Raw genomic sequence first — 14,656 nt, 5'->3', positions numbered from 1 at the left:
GGTGCCCGAGGACGAGTGCGCCGAGCTCCTCGCCGTCTTGCCGATGGTGAGCTATGGCTGGGGCATGATCCCCGCGACCGTGCGCGTCGGCGCCACGGACGTCACGACGGCGCTGTGGCCCAAGGACGGCGGCTACGTCGTGCCGCTCAAGGACGAGATCCGCAGGGCGGAGTCGCTCGCGCTGGGCGACGTGGTGACCATCGGGCTCACGATCGCCGTCTGACGCCGAGTCGGCGCGATGTTGCCCCGCGTACGCCGAGTCGGCGCGATGTTGCACAGCCTCCCGACCCACGCTGCAACATTGCGCCGACTCGACCCCCGGGCTGGGGTCAGAGCAATACCAGGTCGTCGCGGTGGACGACCTCGCGCTCGTAGGCAGCCCCCAGCTCACGCTTGAGGTCCTGCGACGAGCGACCCAGCAGCTGGGGCACCTCGTCGGCGTCGAAGTTGACCAGGCCGCGCGCGACGGGTACCCCGTCGGGGCCGGCCAGGTTGACCGGGTCGCCGGCGGTGAAGGCACCGGTCACGCCGGTGATGCCGGCGGCCAGCAGCGAGGCGTGCCGCTCGACCACCGCGCGTACGGCGCCCGGGTCCAGCAGGAGCGTCCCCTTGGGCTCGGTCGCGTGGGCCAGCCAGAGCAGCCGCGTCGGCTGCCGGCGGCCGGTGGCGTGGAAGAGGGTGCCGACAGCCTCACCGGCCAGGGCGACCGCGGCCTGGTCGGCGGCCGCCAGGACGACCGGGATGCCGGCGCCGGTGGCGATCCGGGCCGCCTCGACCTTGGTCTGCATGCCGCCGGTGCCCACCCCGGCCACCCCGGCGCTGCCGATCTGCACCTGCGCGAGGTCGGCGGGCGAGGTCACGTCGGTGATCCGGCGCGCACCGGGCTCGCGGGGGTCGGCGTCGTGGAGACCGTCGACGTCGGAGAGCAGCACCAGCAGGTCCGCGTGGACCAGGTGGGCCACGAGCGAGGCCAGCCGGTCGTTGTCACCGAAGCGGATCTCGTTGGTCGCGACAGTGTCGTTCTCGTTGACGATCGGCAGCACACCGAGCTCGAGGAGCTTGGCGAAGGTCTGGTAGGCGTTGCGGTAGTGCGAGCGCCGGGTCACGTCGTCGAGCGTCAGGAGCACCTGACCCGCCACGACGCCGTGGCGGGCGAGCTCCTCGGTGTAGCGGTGGACGAGCAGCCCCTGCCCCACCGATGCGGCCGCCTGCTGGGCGGCCAGCCCGCGCGGCCGCTTGGCCAGGCCGAGCGGCGCCAACCCGGCCGCGATCGCGCCCGAGGACACCAGCACCACCTCGGCGCCACGCTGCCGGGCAGCGACCAGGACGTCGACGAGCCGGCTGAGGTGGGAGGGGTCGATCCCGCCTGCGGCGCTCGTGAGGGACGACGAGCCGACCTTCACCACGATCCGGCGTGCGCCGGTGACCTCGAGCCGCAGGCCCTCGGTCATGCGTCGGGGTCGCTCTCAGCCCAGTCGGGGTCCTCGGGCGAGCCGATGACGTAGGCCTTGGGTCCGTACTTCTCCGGCTTGTCGAGACGACGGGCAACGTCGGCGCGGGTCTCGGTCTCCGCGCGGTCCTCCATGCCCTCCTGGATGGCCTTGCGACGACCGTGCGCAGGGCGCTTTTCCTCGAAGCGCTCGTCCTCGCCGCGACGGGCGAGGTTCTCAGCACCCGCGTCGATGCCGGGCTTGAAGTCGAAGACCACGGAGTTGTCGTCGGCGCCGATGATGACCGTGTCGCCCTCGACCGCGCCCATCTTGACCAGCGTGGTCTCGACGCCCAGCCGGTTGAGGCGGTCGGCGAGGAAGCCGACGGCCTCGTCGTTGCTGAAGTCGGTCTGGCGCACCCAGCGCTCGGGCTTGGTGCCCTTGACGCGCCACCCGTCGGGCGACTCCTGCACGGTGAAGTCCTGGCCGCCGTCGGCGTTGGGCGGGCGCAGGACGATCCGCTGGGCTGCCACGACCTCGCGCTCGGCCCGGGCCGCACGCACGATCTCGGCCATGGCGAAGGTCAGCTCGCGCATCCCCTCGCCGCTCGCCGCGGAGACCGGGAAGACGCGCAGGCCGCGCTCGCGCAGGTCGTCGATGGTGATGTCGGAGATGTCGCGTCCGTCAGGGACGTCGATCTTGTTGAGCGCGACCAGGCGGGGCCGGTCCTCGAGTCCGCCGTAGCGGGTGAGCTCGTTCTCCATGATGTCGAGGTCCTCGGCCGGGTTGCGGCCGGGCTCCATGGTGGCGGTGTCGATCACGTGGACCAGCGCCGCGCAGCGCTCGATGTGGCGCAGGAAGTCGTGGCCGAGGCCGCGGCCCTCGCTGGCACCCTCGATCAGGCCAGGCACGTCGGCGACGGTGAACGTCGTCTCGCCGGCCGTGACCACGCCCAGGTTGGGCACCAGGGTCGTGAACGGGTAGTCGGCGATCTTGGGCCGGGCCCGCGAGATCGAGGCGATCAGGCTGGACTTGCCCGCGCTGGGGAAGCCGACCAGGCCGATGTCGGCCACGACCTTCAGCTCGAGACGGATCTCGAGCTCGTCGCCGGGCTCACCGAGCAGGGCGAAGCCGGGCGCCTTGCGCTTGGAGCTGGCCAGCGCCGCGTTGCCGAGACCGCCACGGCCACCGGCCGCGATGACCAGCTCCGTGCCGGGACCGACCATGTCGGCGAGCGGGGTGCCCTTGGCGTCGGTGACGACCGTCCCGTCAGGGACCGCGAGCACCAGGTCGGCCCCGTGGCCGCCGTTCTTGTGCGAGCCCGCGCCGTGGCCGCCGTTCTCGGCGGTCCGCTTGGGGCTGTGGTGGTAGTCGATCAGGGTCGTCACGTCGGGGTCGACGCGCAGGATGATCGAGCCACCCGGCCCGCCGTTGCCGCCGTCGGGCCCACCGAGGGGCTTGAACTTCTCACGGTGCACCGAGGCCACGCCGTGTCCGCCGCGACCAGCGCTCACGTGGAGAGACACCTTGTCGACGAAAGTCGGGACTGCCATGGTTCACCGCCTTGTCTGTTGTCGTTGTTGCGAAAATAGCGAAAGGGCGGCCCCGGGATCAGGGACGCCCTTGCGCGGAGGTGGAACGAGCGAGCGTCAGGTCACTCGCCCGGGACGATGTTGATGACCTTGCGGCCGCGCTTGCGGCCGAACTCCACGGCGCCGGGGATCAGCGCGAAGAGGGTGTCGTCACCGCCGCGGCCGACGCCGCTGCCCGGGTGGAAGTGGGTGCCGCGCTGGCGCACGATGATCTCGCCGGCATTGACAGCCTGACCGCCGAAGCGCTTGACGCCGAGGCGCTGGGAGTTGGAGTCGCGACCGTTCTTGGTGGACGCGGCGCCCTTCTTGTGAGCCATTTCGTAGTCCTTCGGGTGTGTCTCGAGCCAGGCTCAGAGAGAGATGTCGGTGACCTTGACCTGGGTGTACTTCTGGCGGTGCCCCTGGCGCTTCTTGTAGCCGGTCTTGTTCTTGTACTTCTGGATCACGATCTTGGGACCCTTGGAGGCGCCGAGGACCTCGACGGTCACTCCGGCCTTGTCGAGGCCCGTCGAGGTGATGGTCTCGCCGTCGACCACGAGCACGACCGGCAGGGTCACCGACTCGCCGACACCGGTCTTCACCTTGTCGATCTCGATGACGTCGCCCACGGCGACCTTCTGCTGCTTGGCGCCTGCGCGCACGATCGCGTACACCGCGGTCTCCTTCGTTGTCTCACTGAAAAAACTGGGTCTGCCCCGGGCCACGACCACCCGCGTGGTGGGCTGCCGGGCAGAGCTGGGCACGCGTCGACGCACCGAGGGTCAATAGTACGGACGCGCCGCTCGCACCGCAAAACGTGGGCGAGCGGCGCCCGTGTCAGCGCTTGCGGGCGCCCTTCTTCTTCACCGGCACGTGCTCCACCGCCGACTCGTCCGCCGTGGGCTCGTCCGCCGTGGGCTCGGGCTCGGCCGCGCGGGCGCGTCCCCGGGTGCGGGTGACGACCTTGGGCGGCTCGGCCGTGACGACCGGGACGGCTGCCTGCTCCGGGGCCGCGGAGACGACCACGCTGGGCATCGTCGCCGGCGTCGTGCTGATGGTCGCCGTCGAGCGCGTCGTACGACGGGTGCGCGTGACGACCTTGGGGGCCTCCGGCTCGGCCGGGGCCTCGGGCTCCGGCTCCGGCTCCGTCGCGGCGGCCGGCTCGGCCTCCACGAACGGCTCGGCCTCGACGGCCTGCTCCTGGCTCTCGGGCTCCGACGGGGCGGGGTTCTCGACCACCGGGGTCTCCTCCACCTCGTCCTCCACCTCGTCCGCGGCGCGACCGGCGTTCTCGGGCTTGGCCATGGCCGCGATGTCCTTGGGGGACGGCGTGGCCTTGGGAGCGCCCTGGGCGGGCGCTGCCTGGTCGTCCTGCTGACCGCGTCCGCGGCCCCGCGAGCGACGTCCGCCACCGCTGCCCGGGCGGGACTGCTGCTCGTCGCCGCCGCCACCCTTGGGCTCGACGGGATGGTCCTGGATCACGAGACCGCGACCCTGGCAGTGCTCGCAGTTGTGGCTGAAGGCCTCCACGAGGCCGGTGCCGATCTTCTTGCGGGTCATCTGCACCAGGCCGAGCGAGGTGACCTCGGCGACCTGGTGGCGGGTGCGGTCACGGCCCAGGCACTCGACGAGGCGACGCAGCACCAGATCGCGGTTGGACTCGAGGACCATGTCGATGAAGTCGACGACGATGATGCCGCCGATGTCGCGCAGCCGGAGCTGACGCACGATCTCCTCGGCCGCCTCCAGGTTGTTCTTGGTGACGGTCTCCTCGAGGTTGCCTCCCGAGCCGGTGAACTTGCCGGTGTTGACGTCGACGACCGTCATCGCCTCGGTGCGGTCGATGACCAGCGAGCCACCGGAGGGCAGCCACACCTTGCGATCGAGACCCTTGGCGATCTGCTCGTCGATGCGGTAGGTCGCGAACGCGTCGCCACCGCCGTCGTAGCGCTTGACCCGGTCCTGCAGGTCGGGGGCGACCTGGGCGACGTAGGACTGCACGCTCTCCCACGCCTCCTCGCCCTGGATGACGAGCTCCTTGAAGTCCTCGGTGAAGAGGTCGCGCACGACCTTGAGGGTCAGGTCGGGCTCGCCGTAGAGCAGCTGCGGGGCCTGGCCCTTGGCCTTGCCGTCGATGTCGTCCCAGCGAGCCTTGAGGCGCTCGACGTCGTGGGTCAGCTCCTCCTCGCTGGCGCCCTCGGCCGCGGTGCGCACGATGACGCCGGCGGTCTCGGGGACGATCTCCTTGAGCAGGGACTTCAGGCGGTTGCGCTCGGTGTCGGGAAGCTTGCGGGAGATGCCGCTGGTGGTGCCGTCGGGCACGTAGACCAGGAAGCGGCCGGCGAGGCTGACCTGGCTGGTCAGGCGCGCACCCTTGTGACCGACCGGGTCCTTGGTGACCTGCACCAGGATCGACTGGCCCGAGCTGAGCACCGACTCGATCTTGCGGGACTGGCCGTCCTTGTGGCCCAGCGCGGACCAGTTGACCTCACCGGCGTAGAGGACGGCGTTGCGGCCCTTGCCGATGTCGATGAAGGCGGCCTCCATCGAGGGCAGGACGTTCTGCACGCGACCGAGGTAGACGTTGCCGATGAGCGAGGTCTGCGACTCCCGGGCGACGTAGTGCTCGACGAGCACCTTGTCCTCGAGCACGCCGATCTGGGTCAGCTCGTCGGCCTGGCGGATGACCATGACCCGGTCGACCGACTCGCGGCGGGCGAGGAACTCGGCCTCGCTGACGATCGGGGCGCGGCGACGACCGGCCTCGCGACCCTCGCGACGACGCTGCTTCTTGGCCTCGAGGCGGGTCGAGCCCGCGATCGCGGTGATCTCGTCCTCGGCGTTGCGGGGCTTGCGGACCCGGGTGACGGTGTTGGGCTCGTCGCCGTTGCCACCCGCGTCGCCCTCGCCCTCGCGACGCCGACGGCGACGGCGGCGGGTGCTGCCGCCCTCGTCCCCCGCGTCGTCGTCCTGCTCGGCCTGGTTGCCCGGGCCGCTCTGGCCTCCCTGGTTGCCCTGGCCGCCCTGGCCGCCCTGGTTGTTCTGGTTGCCACGGCCACCCTGGCCGCGGCCGCCCTGGTTGCGACTGCCCTGGGGGGCGTTGTCGCTGTCGTCGGAGGAGTCGTCGCCCGCGTCGTCGCCGGCGGAGTCGTCGTTGTCGCCGGCCTTGCGGCGGCGACGGCCACCGCGTCGACGGCGACGGCGCGGGCCACCACCCTCGCCGCTGGCCTCGTTGTCGCCGTCGTCGTCGTTGTCCTCGTCACCCTCACCGTCGTCGGCGGCCTGGTCGGCCTCGGCGGAGGGCGCGTGCTCGGGACTGGTCGCCGAGGCGGCCGTCGCCGCAGCGACCTCGTCGTCGATCTCGTCGTCGCTCGGCTCCACCGGGGTCTCAGCCGCCGGCTTCCGAGAGCGCGACGAGGAACGCTTGCGCGGGGTGCGGGCGGGGGGTGCGTCGATCGCAGGAGCGACCTCGTCCGGCTCGGCGGGTGCGGTGCTCGCGTCCGCGGCAGCCGCCTCGGCGGCCCGGGTGGCGGCCGACTTGCGCGTGCGGCGGGCGGGGGTGGTCTTCTCCGGCGCCTGGAAGAGCACCATCGGAGCCGCAGCACCCGCGTCGGCCTCGGCAGCCGCAGCCTCCGTCGTCTCGGTGGGGGCGTCCTGCTCGGCCGGCGCGGCGGTCCTCTTCGCGGCCGCCTTCTTGGCCGGAGCCTTCTTCGCTGCCGTCTTCCTGGCCGCGGCCTTCTTCGCCGGGGCGGGCGCCTCGGCCTCGGCCTCGGCCGGGACCTCGACCAGGGGCTCGGACGCCGGCGCGGCCTTCTTGGCCGTGCGCTTGGCGGCGGTCTTCTTGGCCGGTGCGCGCTTGGCTGCGGCCTTCTTGGCCGGCTTGGCCGGCGCGTCGCCGGGCGTGCCGCTGGTGGTGTCGGTGGGGACGACCTCGGTGACAGGAGTGTCAGGTGAGGTGGTGTCGTCGTCAGCCATGGTGCTGCTCCTCGACCCGGAGCGGCGTGCCGTCCGGGCGTGTCAGACGCCGTGGATCCGACAAGCTAGGGGATCGACAGCGCAAAGCCTTCGTGTGGCGGCGACACCCTCCGCAGGTGCGTCACTGGACGGGAGACACGTCACCTGCCGCGGTCGCAGGGCCACAGGCGAGAGTCGCTGTCACCGACTATCACTGGCCGCGTCGCGGTCCGGCGACGACTTCCAACCACTGTGCCGGGCCCCTCAGGTGCGAGGTGTCCGGCGAGAACGTCGTCGGGTCGAATCAGGCGGCAAGCTCCTGGTGAGGAGTCGACCACGGGTCATCAACCAGAGCCACTATCGCACAACCGATCGGAAACGGACTATCTCCTCGGCCGCAGCGGGTCGCCGATCTCACCGGTCTCGGGGTCGAGGGGGCCCTGGGTGAGCCGCGTCAGGAGCGGGGTCTGGACCGGGGCGAGGTCGGAGGTGCGGGCCAGCCCGGAGAGCACGTCGTCGGGCCGGACGGCCGGGACCCCGTGACGCAGGACGAGGTCGAGACGCGCGCCGCGGTCCCCCGGGACGGCCGCCAACGAGAGCACCGCGGCACGGCAGTCGAACTCGCGCAGGCCCTTCTTCGTCATGCGCTCCACGAGCACCGACTCGGCGGCCAGGAAGGTCGCCACCGCCGCCTCGACCTGCTCGAGCGAGGCCTCGATGTCGATCTGCCACCGGCTCGCCTCGAGCTGGTCGGCCAGGGCTCCCCCGGGCGACTCGACGACCTCGACCACGTCGAGACCGTCGGGCAGGGCCTCGAGCAGCGCGGCATGGATCGCCGCGGGGTCGACGACCTCGGCGAGGCCGATCTCGAGGAACTCCGCCTCGCTGGCCGACCCCGTCGGGGCCGCGCCGGCATAGGAGATGCGGGGGTGCGGGTTGAAGCCCGAGGAGTAGGCCATCGGGACCCGAGCCCGGAAGATCGCCCGCTCGAAGGCCCGGGAGAAGTCGCGGTGGCTGCTGAAGCGCAGCCGGCCGCGCTTGGCGTAGCGGATGCGGAGGCGTTGGACGGGCGGCGCCTGCTGCTCGGGCTGGTTGCGTGCCATGGGACGGGTCCTGCTCTGGTCGAGGGTTCGGATGGATCAGGCGGTGCTGGAGCCGGGTCTGGCTAGCCGACGAGGACGAAGCCGAAGAAGATCGCGAGGACGCCGAGCACGGCGAGGGTGCCGATCACCGTGGCGACCAGCCCCAGCCAGAACCCAATCGTGGCGAGGTCGTGGCCCGAGGACCGGCCACCGGACTCGGCGATCTCGCGCTGGGCCATGCGGCCGAGGATCATCGCCGGAATCCCCGTGACGAACGAGCAGCCGGTCAGCGAGACCACGCCCAGCACCAGCGCCGCGACCGCGTGGCCGTTGGCCGGCGGCTGAGGAGACGGGTAGGGAGCGCCCGGCGGGGGCTGCTGCGTCAACGTGGCTCCTTCATCGCCGGGGAAGGGTAGACCGTACTGACCCGCTGCCCCTCGAGCCATTCGGTGAGGCGTGCAGCCTCGCCGGCCAGGGCCTCCTGGCCTGTGCGCGGCGTGTCCTCCAGCAACCGCACCTCCACGACCCCGTCGGAGTCCTGGACCCAGCAGCCCACGACGCGCCCGTCCCACCAGGCCGTGGTGCCGGCGTTGCCGTTGCGGTCGAAGAGCGCCGGGCCGTGCGCACCTAGGTAGAACTCGCGTTGCTTCCACCCCATGACGGTCGGGTCCAGCACCGGCAGCAGCGCCGCCCAGGGCTCGGTGGGTCCGACCTCGTCGACGTCGTCGGGCAGCACCCAGCCGGCGCCGTCGCGCTCGAGCGCGACCTCGACCGCGGCGACGTCGAGCAGGGCCTGGCGCACCGCACCCTTGGTCCCGCCGAGCCACCACAGGACGTCCTCGACCGTGCCGGGCCCGAAGGTGGCGAGCCAGCGTCGGACGAGCTCGGCATAGCCCTCGCGCGCCTCCAGCGGAGGGGGTACGACGTCGAGCCAGTCCCCCATCCGGGTCCACCGCGGCCGCGAGAGCCGCCAGTGGAGCGTGTTGGCGCCCCGCACGAGGTCACCGGTCGCACCGAGGTGCGTCAGCACCCGCCCGGCGCCCCAGGTGGAGCCGGCCGTGACGTCGATCTTGACGTCGATGTGCGCGATCGCCTCCCGCAGCTCCAGGGCGGTCCGTCCGGTCGGGGTGTCAGCGAGCAGGTCGAGCACCGCCTCGCGGGCCTCGTCGAGCCAGGCGACCCCGTCGTCCGCGACCCCCGCCTTCACGATGTCCTGCACGATCCGCTTGCCCTCCGTCTCGGCGACCCGCGCCGACGCGCTCCCCCAGGCCGCGGGCAGCAGGTCGCGCGGGAGGACGAAGAGGGTGCGCCGCATCGCGAGCTGCTTGACCAGCGTGCGGTCGACGTAGAGCGCCCGGTCGACGTCGTCGCGCGTGAGTCCGTCCACCCGGGCGAAGAGCGAGAGGAAGACCGTCGCCGGCTCGGTCGAGTGCAGCACCGTCATCACCCGGGTCGCCTGCTCCGGCCCCGGCGCCCTGCGACCCGGCGCGATCGCGTGGCGCTGCCCGATGCGGGCCCGGCGCTCGGCGTCGCTGATCAGTCGCATCCCCTCATGGTGCCCGATCCCGGGGACACCCGGAGGGGCCCTGGAGGGTGGATCACCGAAAGACGCCCCCTACCCTGGGCCACGCCCGAGGAGCACCCACCCACGGACGGAGGCACCGATGAACCGCTGGATCCACGCCGGTTTCGCGGCCCTCGCGCTCGTGCTCGTCGTGTGCCTCGTCGTCTTCTGGCCCCGCCCCGACGAACCCGGGGTCCGCCTGCCGCTCCCGGCCCCGTCCTCCGGCCTGCCGCCACCGACCGACGTGCCGCCGACCCTGCCGCCGACGGATCCGGGCGCCACCTGCGTGCCGACCCCCACCCAGCGGCTCCGGGTGGCCACGATCAACATCCACGGCGCGGTCGGGCGCGACGGCTACGACCTCCCCGGCATGGCCGACGAGATCCGCGCCTGGGACGCCGACGTGGTGCTCCTGCAGGAGGTGCACCGCTTCCGTGCGAAGTCCGGCCTCGACGACCAGCCCGCGGAGCTGGGACGGCTGCTGGGCATGGACGTCGTCTTCGGCCGCAACTTCACCCGTCCGCCGGAGTCGGAGGGCGCACCGCGCCGCGAGTCCGGTACGGCGACCCTCAGCTCCCGGCCGATCCTCAGCTGGTCCAACCAGCTGCTGCCCAACTTCCCCGGCCTCCAGCAGCGCGGCCTGCTGCGCGCGACGATCGACGTGCCCGGCGGCGCCGTCGACGTCTACAACACCCACTTCCAGCACACCCGCGGCGTGATCCGGATCGTGCAGGCCCGCGGCGTGCGCAGGCTGGTCGCCGAGAGCGACCGGCCGTTCCTGCTCGGAGGTGACCTCAACGCCGAGAGCGGGTCACCCGCGATGCAGGTCATCGACACCTTCACCTCGGACCCGTGGCCGCTCGTGGGCGTCGGTGACGGTCTGACCGTGCCACCGCGCGTGCCGAAGCGCCGCATCGACTACGTGCTCTACGGCGCGGGCGGTTGGGTGCCCGAGCAGGCGCAGGTGCTGGCCTCGCGGATCGCGGACCATCGGGCCGTGCTGGTCGACTACGCCCTGCCGCGCCCCGCTGGCTGCTGACCGCCCGGACCTCGGCCGCCGCGCCGACCCCGACGCTGGTGGACCCGCGTCGCGAAAGACGCGAGCGTCTCGACCGCGGCGTCGGCCACCTCCTGAGGGTCGAGCGGGGGCAGCGCCTTGGCGGCGTCCTCGCCGGCCACGAGGTAGCGCGGGTCGCCGTGCAGCGTGTAGCCCCCGCTGCGCAGCGCCTCGAGGTGCTGCTGGCCGAGGTCGCGCACCCAGGCGAGGTGCTCGGGAGGCAGGGTGATCTTGGCACTGGACTCGCGGGCGAGGACCCCGCGGACCAGCACGTTGCGCACCGCCGGCACGTAGTCCGACTCGTAGTCGGGCAAGCGCTCCCCCAGGCTGGCGTTGAGCCGGCGCAGGACCTCGGCCTCGACGTAGCCGAACGAGGCGTTGACGTGGTGGGTCGGCAGGGTCAGCCGGGTCGCGTCGAAGCCGACGGCCTCGCCGAAGAGCCGGAAGACACCGTCGGCGTCCGCGGACATGGGAGGGACCGCGATGACGTGGACGTCGGCCGGGTCGAGACCGGTCGCCCACCGCGCGCAGATGCCGGCCACGTCCTGACGCTGCCAGTAGTGCTCGGCCGCGGCGCCCTCGCGCCGTCGTACCTGGTCGAGGAAGGAGTCGTAGTCGGTGGTGAGCCGGTGCTTGAGGAACTGCTGCCACTCCGACGGCAGCTGCTTGGCCCAGTCGCGTGCGGAGACGACGACACGCAGGTCGAGGTCGGCGGCCGCCGCCAGCTCCCGCACCAGGTCGATGCGGGGGGTGTCGAGCTCGCAGAGGTCCTCGTTGCTCACCAGCAGCCGGTCACCCGGGGTGTCGCGGAGGCGCGCGGCCAGCTCGCGCAGCACCTTCGGCCTCGGCGGCCGGTCGAAACCGGTGCCCATGGTCCAGCCCAGCGGTCGCAGCAGGCGTCGGACGTGGGCCGGCCTGCCCACGAACGGCAGTCCGATGCCCGAGCGGCGCAGGAACCGCTTGGACTCCCACAGCCCCGCTTGGAGCGCGGACGTCCCGGTCTTGCTCGCACCGACGTGAACGTAGAGCGGGCGCGTGGTCACCGGCGCAGCATAGCCACGCGACCGGGTGAGCCCTCGAGGCCCCGACGACACCCGCCGACTGGTTCGGAGAAGTACCCACAGGCAGGGGCCCTCGCGCCCTAGGGTGTGCGCGTGACTACACCACCTGAAGGTCCCGGACAGCCCTATGGCACTCCGGAGGGACAGCCCGGCAACACCCCCTACGGCGCTCCGCAGCAGCCCTACGGCGGCGGCCAGCAGCCGCCCTACGGGAACGCCTACCCCGCGGGTCCCGGCGGCATGGAGCCCCCCAAGGGCAAGGGCATGGCCATCGCGGCCCTCGTCCTCGCCCTCATCCCCTGCGGTCTCACGACCCTGGTCTCGCTCGTGCTCGCGATCGTCGTGCTCGCGAAGAAGGGTGGCGGCAAGGGCCTGGCCATCGCGGCCATCGTGATCGACATCATCGTCGTCATCTTGCTGATCGCCCTCGTGGCGGCCGGCGTGATCCTCGGCGGCGAGTCGGTCGACAACCTCAAGACGGGCGACTGCGTGACCGCGAAGGGGCTCAACGCTTCCGACGAGGCCGTCTCCCAGATCAAGAAGGTCGGTTGCGGCGAGAAGCACGACGGCGAGGTGCTCGCGACGGTCACCCTGTCGGGCGACGACGTGGCCGACTTCGGCGACGACGCCTCCAACACGCTGTGCGACGAGGCGATCGCCTTCACCGACGAGGAGCTCAACACCTTCATCACCGAGGGCTACAACTACATCGGCCTGACCCAGACCGCCGAGCCCGACGCCGGCGACAAGCTGGCCTGCGTCGCCTTCGCCGAGGACGGCTCCGACCTCACCGAGTCGCTGCGCTGACCGCACCACCGCACTGAGCTCCACCCTTCGGGCGCCGACAGCTCCCCGCACCCCGTCCGTGGGTGCGGGGAGCTGCTGCTTGCGGGGTCGGCGGGCTAGGAGCCCCTGACGACGTCCCCGTGGTCGGGGTGGAGGGGCCAGCCACCGTGGGTGTCGTCGTCATCCTGCCGGGAGTCGGTCTCCAGGCCGCGCTCGACGTCGTCATCGACGACGATGGTGGGGCGGTGGTCGACGAGGAGGGCCGACGTGTCGGCCAGCTCGACCAGCGACAGGTGCGCTCCATCGAGGCCGTGACCGACCGCCACCAGGTCGACGTCGGCGGCAGCCGTGGTGAAGCCGGCCCACGCTCCGGCCCAGCGGACCAGACGGGCAGGGACCGCGCGCCCGTCGACTCGCCAGGTGACGTCCGTCCATCGCTCGTAGCCATCTGCCCGTCGGCCCGCGAAGTCGACGACCCTGTCCAGGTAGCCGTCCGGCCGCTCGATCTCACTCGGCAGGGTCGCGTTGGTGAGGGCGAACGTGGCAGCGAACGCCACCTCTCGGACCGGGTCGCCGCCTCGAGGGGTCATCACCCTGGCGTGCCGCTCACGCGGGAGGCACCCCACCTGCACCCAGACCTCGCCGTGGGTCGGCTCCGCCACTCGTCCGAAGCACCACCACAGTGCCCACGTGGGTGCGCCGAGCTCACCCTCGACGTTCCACAGGCGCCCCGGCAGCTGCGGATCGGCCGGGAGTCCGTAGAGCGGGAAGTCGACGGGTGGAAAGGTCGAGCGCACTGCCGGAGTCTCTCACCCGCCCCGACTCGTCTCGCGCCGGCGCAGCGCGGGTGGCGGCCGTTTCGGTGGTCGATCTGACGAGCACCAGCGAGGAGGCGTCGAGACCACGTCGGTGCAGGCCGCGGTTGGCCCGGATCGGCACGTGCCTGTGACCCCGCCGGCGGCGGGGTGCGGGGCGGTGGACTCAGGTCTCGCCGGGTGGAGTGACGGGCTTCGTGATCGGGCCCGTGATGGGTGTGGTGCCGTGGTGGTCGCGGCGGAAGAACAGCCCGTTCGGGGAGCGCCACACGTAGGTGGTGTCGTCGAGTCGGTCGTAGTCCCACCTGGCATGCGTCTTGGCGCGGTGGTGCCCTCGGCAGAGCGGTGCGGTGTTGTCGGTGGACGTGGTCCCGCCCTGGTCGTGCGGGGTGATGTGGTCGAGGTCGGCTGATGCTGCCGGTCGGGTGCACCAGGGGAAGACGCAGTGGTGGTCGATCAGCTCGCGCTGCACGCGGAGGCGGTCGGGGATCTCGTAGGCGACGACGCTGATCTGCTCGGCGAGGTCGATGACCGGCTTCACGGTCACCTGGACGCCCGGTGCGGCGCACCAGTCCCGGACCCGGTCGGCCCAGATCGGGGACCGGGTGTTCTCGACGCGGGCGACACAACCGTCGAGGTCCCCGGTCAGGGCGGCCTCGGCGAGGTGGACGTGGAGGACGACCTGGCTGCGCGGTGGCACCACCGACTCCTGCCCGTCCGCGTTGTCGAAGGGCAGGGACACCTGGCCGCGGGCGAGGTCGCCGGCGGCGATGGAGCGGCGTACGTCGTGGGACTCGACGCACCCGGCGACTCCGAGAGCCGCTGCACCCTTGTTGAGGGCGTCGTCGAGGTCCAACGCGTCGCGCAGGTCCAGGGTGCCGGTGACGTCGACGGTGCCGTTGATCCCGACCTGGTGGGTGTGGATCGAGACGTGGCGTCCGTCGGCTGCGGCGCGGGCGCGTTTCTCGGCCTCGGCGGGGTCGAACCGGGTCTGGGCCTCCTCGACCAGGCGCTTGAGCTGGAGGTAGGACACCTTGTGCGCGACGTGGGCGATGAGGCGGTCGACGTGGGCGGCACCCGCGGCGGGTAGGCACATCGTGTGCTCCGCGACCATCCGGGCCCGCCAGAACGGGAGGTCACCTGAGATGACGCGCTCCCACACGCGGGCCAGGCGGTAGCGGACCTCCAGGACGCACCCGACGTGGCGTTTGCCGGCGTCGGTCGAGACCCCGAGGGCGGCGCAGAGCTCCATGACCGCGAACTCCAGCACCCACGGCGCACCGTCCCCGGCCAACGGGATGCCGTGTTCCCCGAAGGACGCGGCGTCCTCGTCGTC

At 72.2% G+C, this 14,656-nt stretch carries 14 protein-coding genes; 3 read left to right on the top strand and 11 right to left on the bottom strand.

The annotated features are described in order from the left end of the window. On the top strand, positions 1-223 hold a 223-nt coding region (locus tag RMN98_RS10440), incomplete at its 5' end, for a DUF1905 domain-containing protein (RefSeq protein WP_309648751.1). A 106-nt stretch (positions 224-329) separates the two neighbouring features. Here RMN98_RS10440 and proB read toward each other — a convergent pair. From proB to RMN98_RS10400, 8 genes are all read right to left on the bottom strand, one after another. Beyond that, positions 330-1,451, bottom strand: coding sequence for a glutamate 5-kinase (gene proB, locus RMN98_RS10435; protein WP_309648750.1), 1,122 nt, complete (start codon positions 1,449-1,451; stop codon positions 330-332). Then, the gene (gene obgE, locus RMN98_RS10430) at positions 1,448-2,983 is read right to left on the bottom strand and encodes a GTPase ObgE (protein WP_309648749.1); all 1,536 of its coding nucleotides are present in this window, start codon (positions 2,981-2,983) and stop codon (positions 1,448-1,450) included. Before obgE ends, proB begins: the two co-directional genes overlap by 4 nt. Before the next feature lie 101 nt (positions 2,984-3,084). After that, a complete protein-coding gene (rpmA, locus tag RMN98_RS10425) occupies positions 3,085-3,339 on the bottom strand; it encodes a 50S ribosomal protein L27 (protein ID WP_091110203.1) in 255 nt (84 codons plus the stop codon). A 33-nt stretch (positions 3,340-3,372) separates the two neighbouring features. Beyond that, a complete protein-coding gene (gene rplU / locus RMN98_RS10420) occupies positions 3,373-3,675 on the bottom strand; it encodes a 50S ribosomal protein L21 (protein WP_309648748.1) in 303 nt (100 codons plus the stop codon). A 163-nt stretch (positions 3,676-3,838) separates the two neighbouring features. Next, a complete protein-coding gene (locus RMN98_RS10415; RefSeq protein ID WP_309648747.1) occupies positions 3,839-6,976 on the bottom strand; it encodes an Rne/Rng family ribonuclease in 3,138 nt (1,045 codons plus the stop codon). Between the two features lie 362 nt (positions 6,977-7,338). Further along, positions 7,339-8,058, bottom strand: a complete 720-nt coding sequence (locus RMN98_RS10410) for a TIGR03936 family radical SAM-associated protein (protein ID WP_309648746.1) — start codon at positions 8,056-8,058, stop codon at positions 7,339-7,341. Between the two features lie 62 nt (positions 8,059-8,120). Then, entirely contained in the window at positions 8,121-8,423 is a 303-nt protein-coding gene (locus RMN98_RS10405) for a DUF4190 domain-containing protein (RefSeq protein WP_309648745.1), read from the bottom strand. Further along, on the bottom strand, positions 8,420-9,583 hold the full coding sequence (locus RMN98_RS10400) for a winged helix DNA-binding domain-containing protein (protein ID WP_309648744.1): 1,164 nt from the start codon (positions 9,581-9,583) through the stop codon (positions 8,420-8,422). The genes RMN98_RS10405 and RMN98_RS10400 overlap by 4 nt, the downstream gene beginning before the upstream one ends. A 118-nt stretch (positions 9,584-9,701) precedes the next feature. Between RMN98_RS10400 and RMN98_RS10395 the strand changes: the two genes are divergently transcribed. Beyond that, on the top strand, positions 9,702-10,640 hold the full coding sequence (locus RMN98_RS10395; RefSeq protein WP_309648743.1) for an endonuclease/exonuclease/phosphatase family protein: 939 nt from the start codon (positions 9,702-9,704) through the stop codon (positions 10,638-10,640). Here the strand turns inward: RMN98_RS10395 and RMN98_RS10390 are convergent. Then, positions 10,610-11,701 carry a hypothetical protein gene (locus RMN98_RS10390; protein ID WP_309648742.1) on the bottom strand — a complete coding sequence of 364 codons (1,092 nt, stop codon included), beginning with the start codon at positions 11,699-11,701 and terminating at the stop codon, positions 10,610-10,612. The genes RMN98_RS10395 and RMN98_RS10390 overlap by 31 nt on opposite strands. Positions 11,702-11,812: 111 nt before the next feature. On the opposite strand from RMN98_RS10390, the gene RMN98_RS10385 reads away from it, so the two are divergent. Beyond that, complete coding sequence (locus RMN98_RS10385) at positions 11,813-12,526, top strand: hypothetical protein (RefSeq protein WP_309648741.1); 714 nt, start codon at positions 11,813-11,815, stop codon at positions 12,524-12,526. Between the two features lie 95 nt (positions 12,527-12,621). Here RMN98_RS10385 and RMN98_RS10380 read toward each other — a convergent pair whose 3' ends face one another. Both RMN98_RS10380 and RMN98_RS10375 read right to left on the bottom strand, forming a co-directional pair. Continuing rightward, positions 12,622-13,302, bottom strand: a complete 681-nt coding sequence (locus RMN98_RS10380) for a hypothetical protein (protein WP_309648740.1) — start codon at positions 13,300-13,302, stop codon at positions 12,622-12,624. A gap of 184 nt (positions 13,303-13,486) precedes the next feature. After that, the coding region (locus tag RMN98_RS10375) for an HNH endonuclease signature motif containing protein (RefSeq protein ID WP_309648739.1) at positions 13,487-14,656 on the bottom strand (1,170 nt) is incomplete at its 5' end.

This window comes from Nocardioides sp. (genome assembly GCF_031397825.1).
Taxonomy (GTDB): Bacteria; Actinomycetota; Actinomycetes; order Propionibacteriales; family Nocardioidaceae; genus Nocardioides.
The sequence above is the reverse complement of the archived record's forward strand: the minus strand, read 5'-3'. Positions and strand labels throughout refer to the sequence as shown.

Excerpts from the sequence above, each read along its gene's own strand:
- RMN98_RS10400 (WP_309648744.1), bottom strand. The coding sequence starts at position 9,583 with ATGCGACTGATCAGCGACGCCGAGCGCCGGGCCCGCATCGGGCAGCGC.
- proB (WP_309648750.1), bottom strand. The coding sequence starts at position 1,451 with ATGACCGAGGGCCTGCGGCTCGAGGTCACCGGCGCACGCCGGATCGTG.
- obgE (WP_309648749.1), bottom strand. The coding sequence starts at position 2,983 with ATGGCAGTCCCGACTTTCGTCGACAAGGTGTCTCTCCACGTGAGCGCT.
- RMN98_RS10395 (WP_309648743.1), top strand. The coding sequence starts at position 9,702 with ATGAACCGCTGGATCCACGCCGGTTTCGCGGCCCTCGCGCTCGTGCTC.
- RMN98_RS10410 (WP_309648746.1), bottom strand. The coding sequence starts at position 8,058 with ATGGCACGCAACCAGCCCGAGCAGCAGGCGCCGCCCGTCCAACGCCTC.
- rpmA (WP_091110203.1), bottom strand. The coding sequence starts at position 3,339 with ATGGCTCACAAGAAGGGCGCCGCGTCCACCAAGAACGGTCGCGACTCC.
- RMN98_RS10415 (WP_309648747.1), bottom strand. The coding sequence starts at position 6,976 with ATGGCTGACGACGACACCACCTCACCTGACACTCCTGTCACCGAGGTC.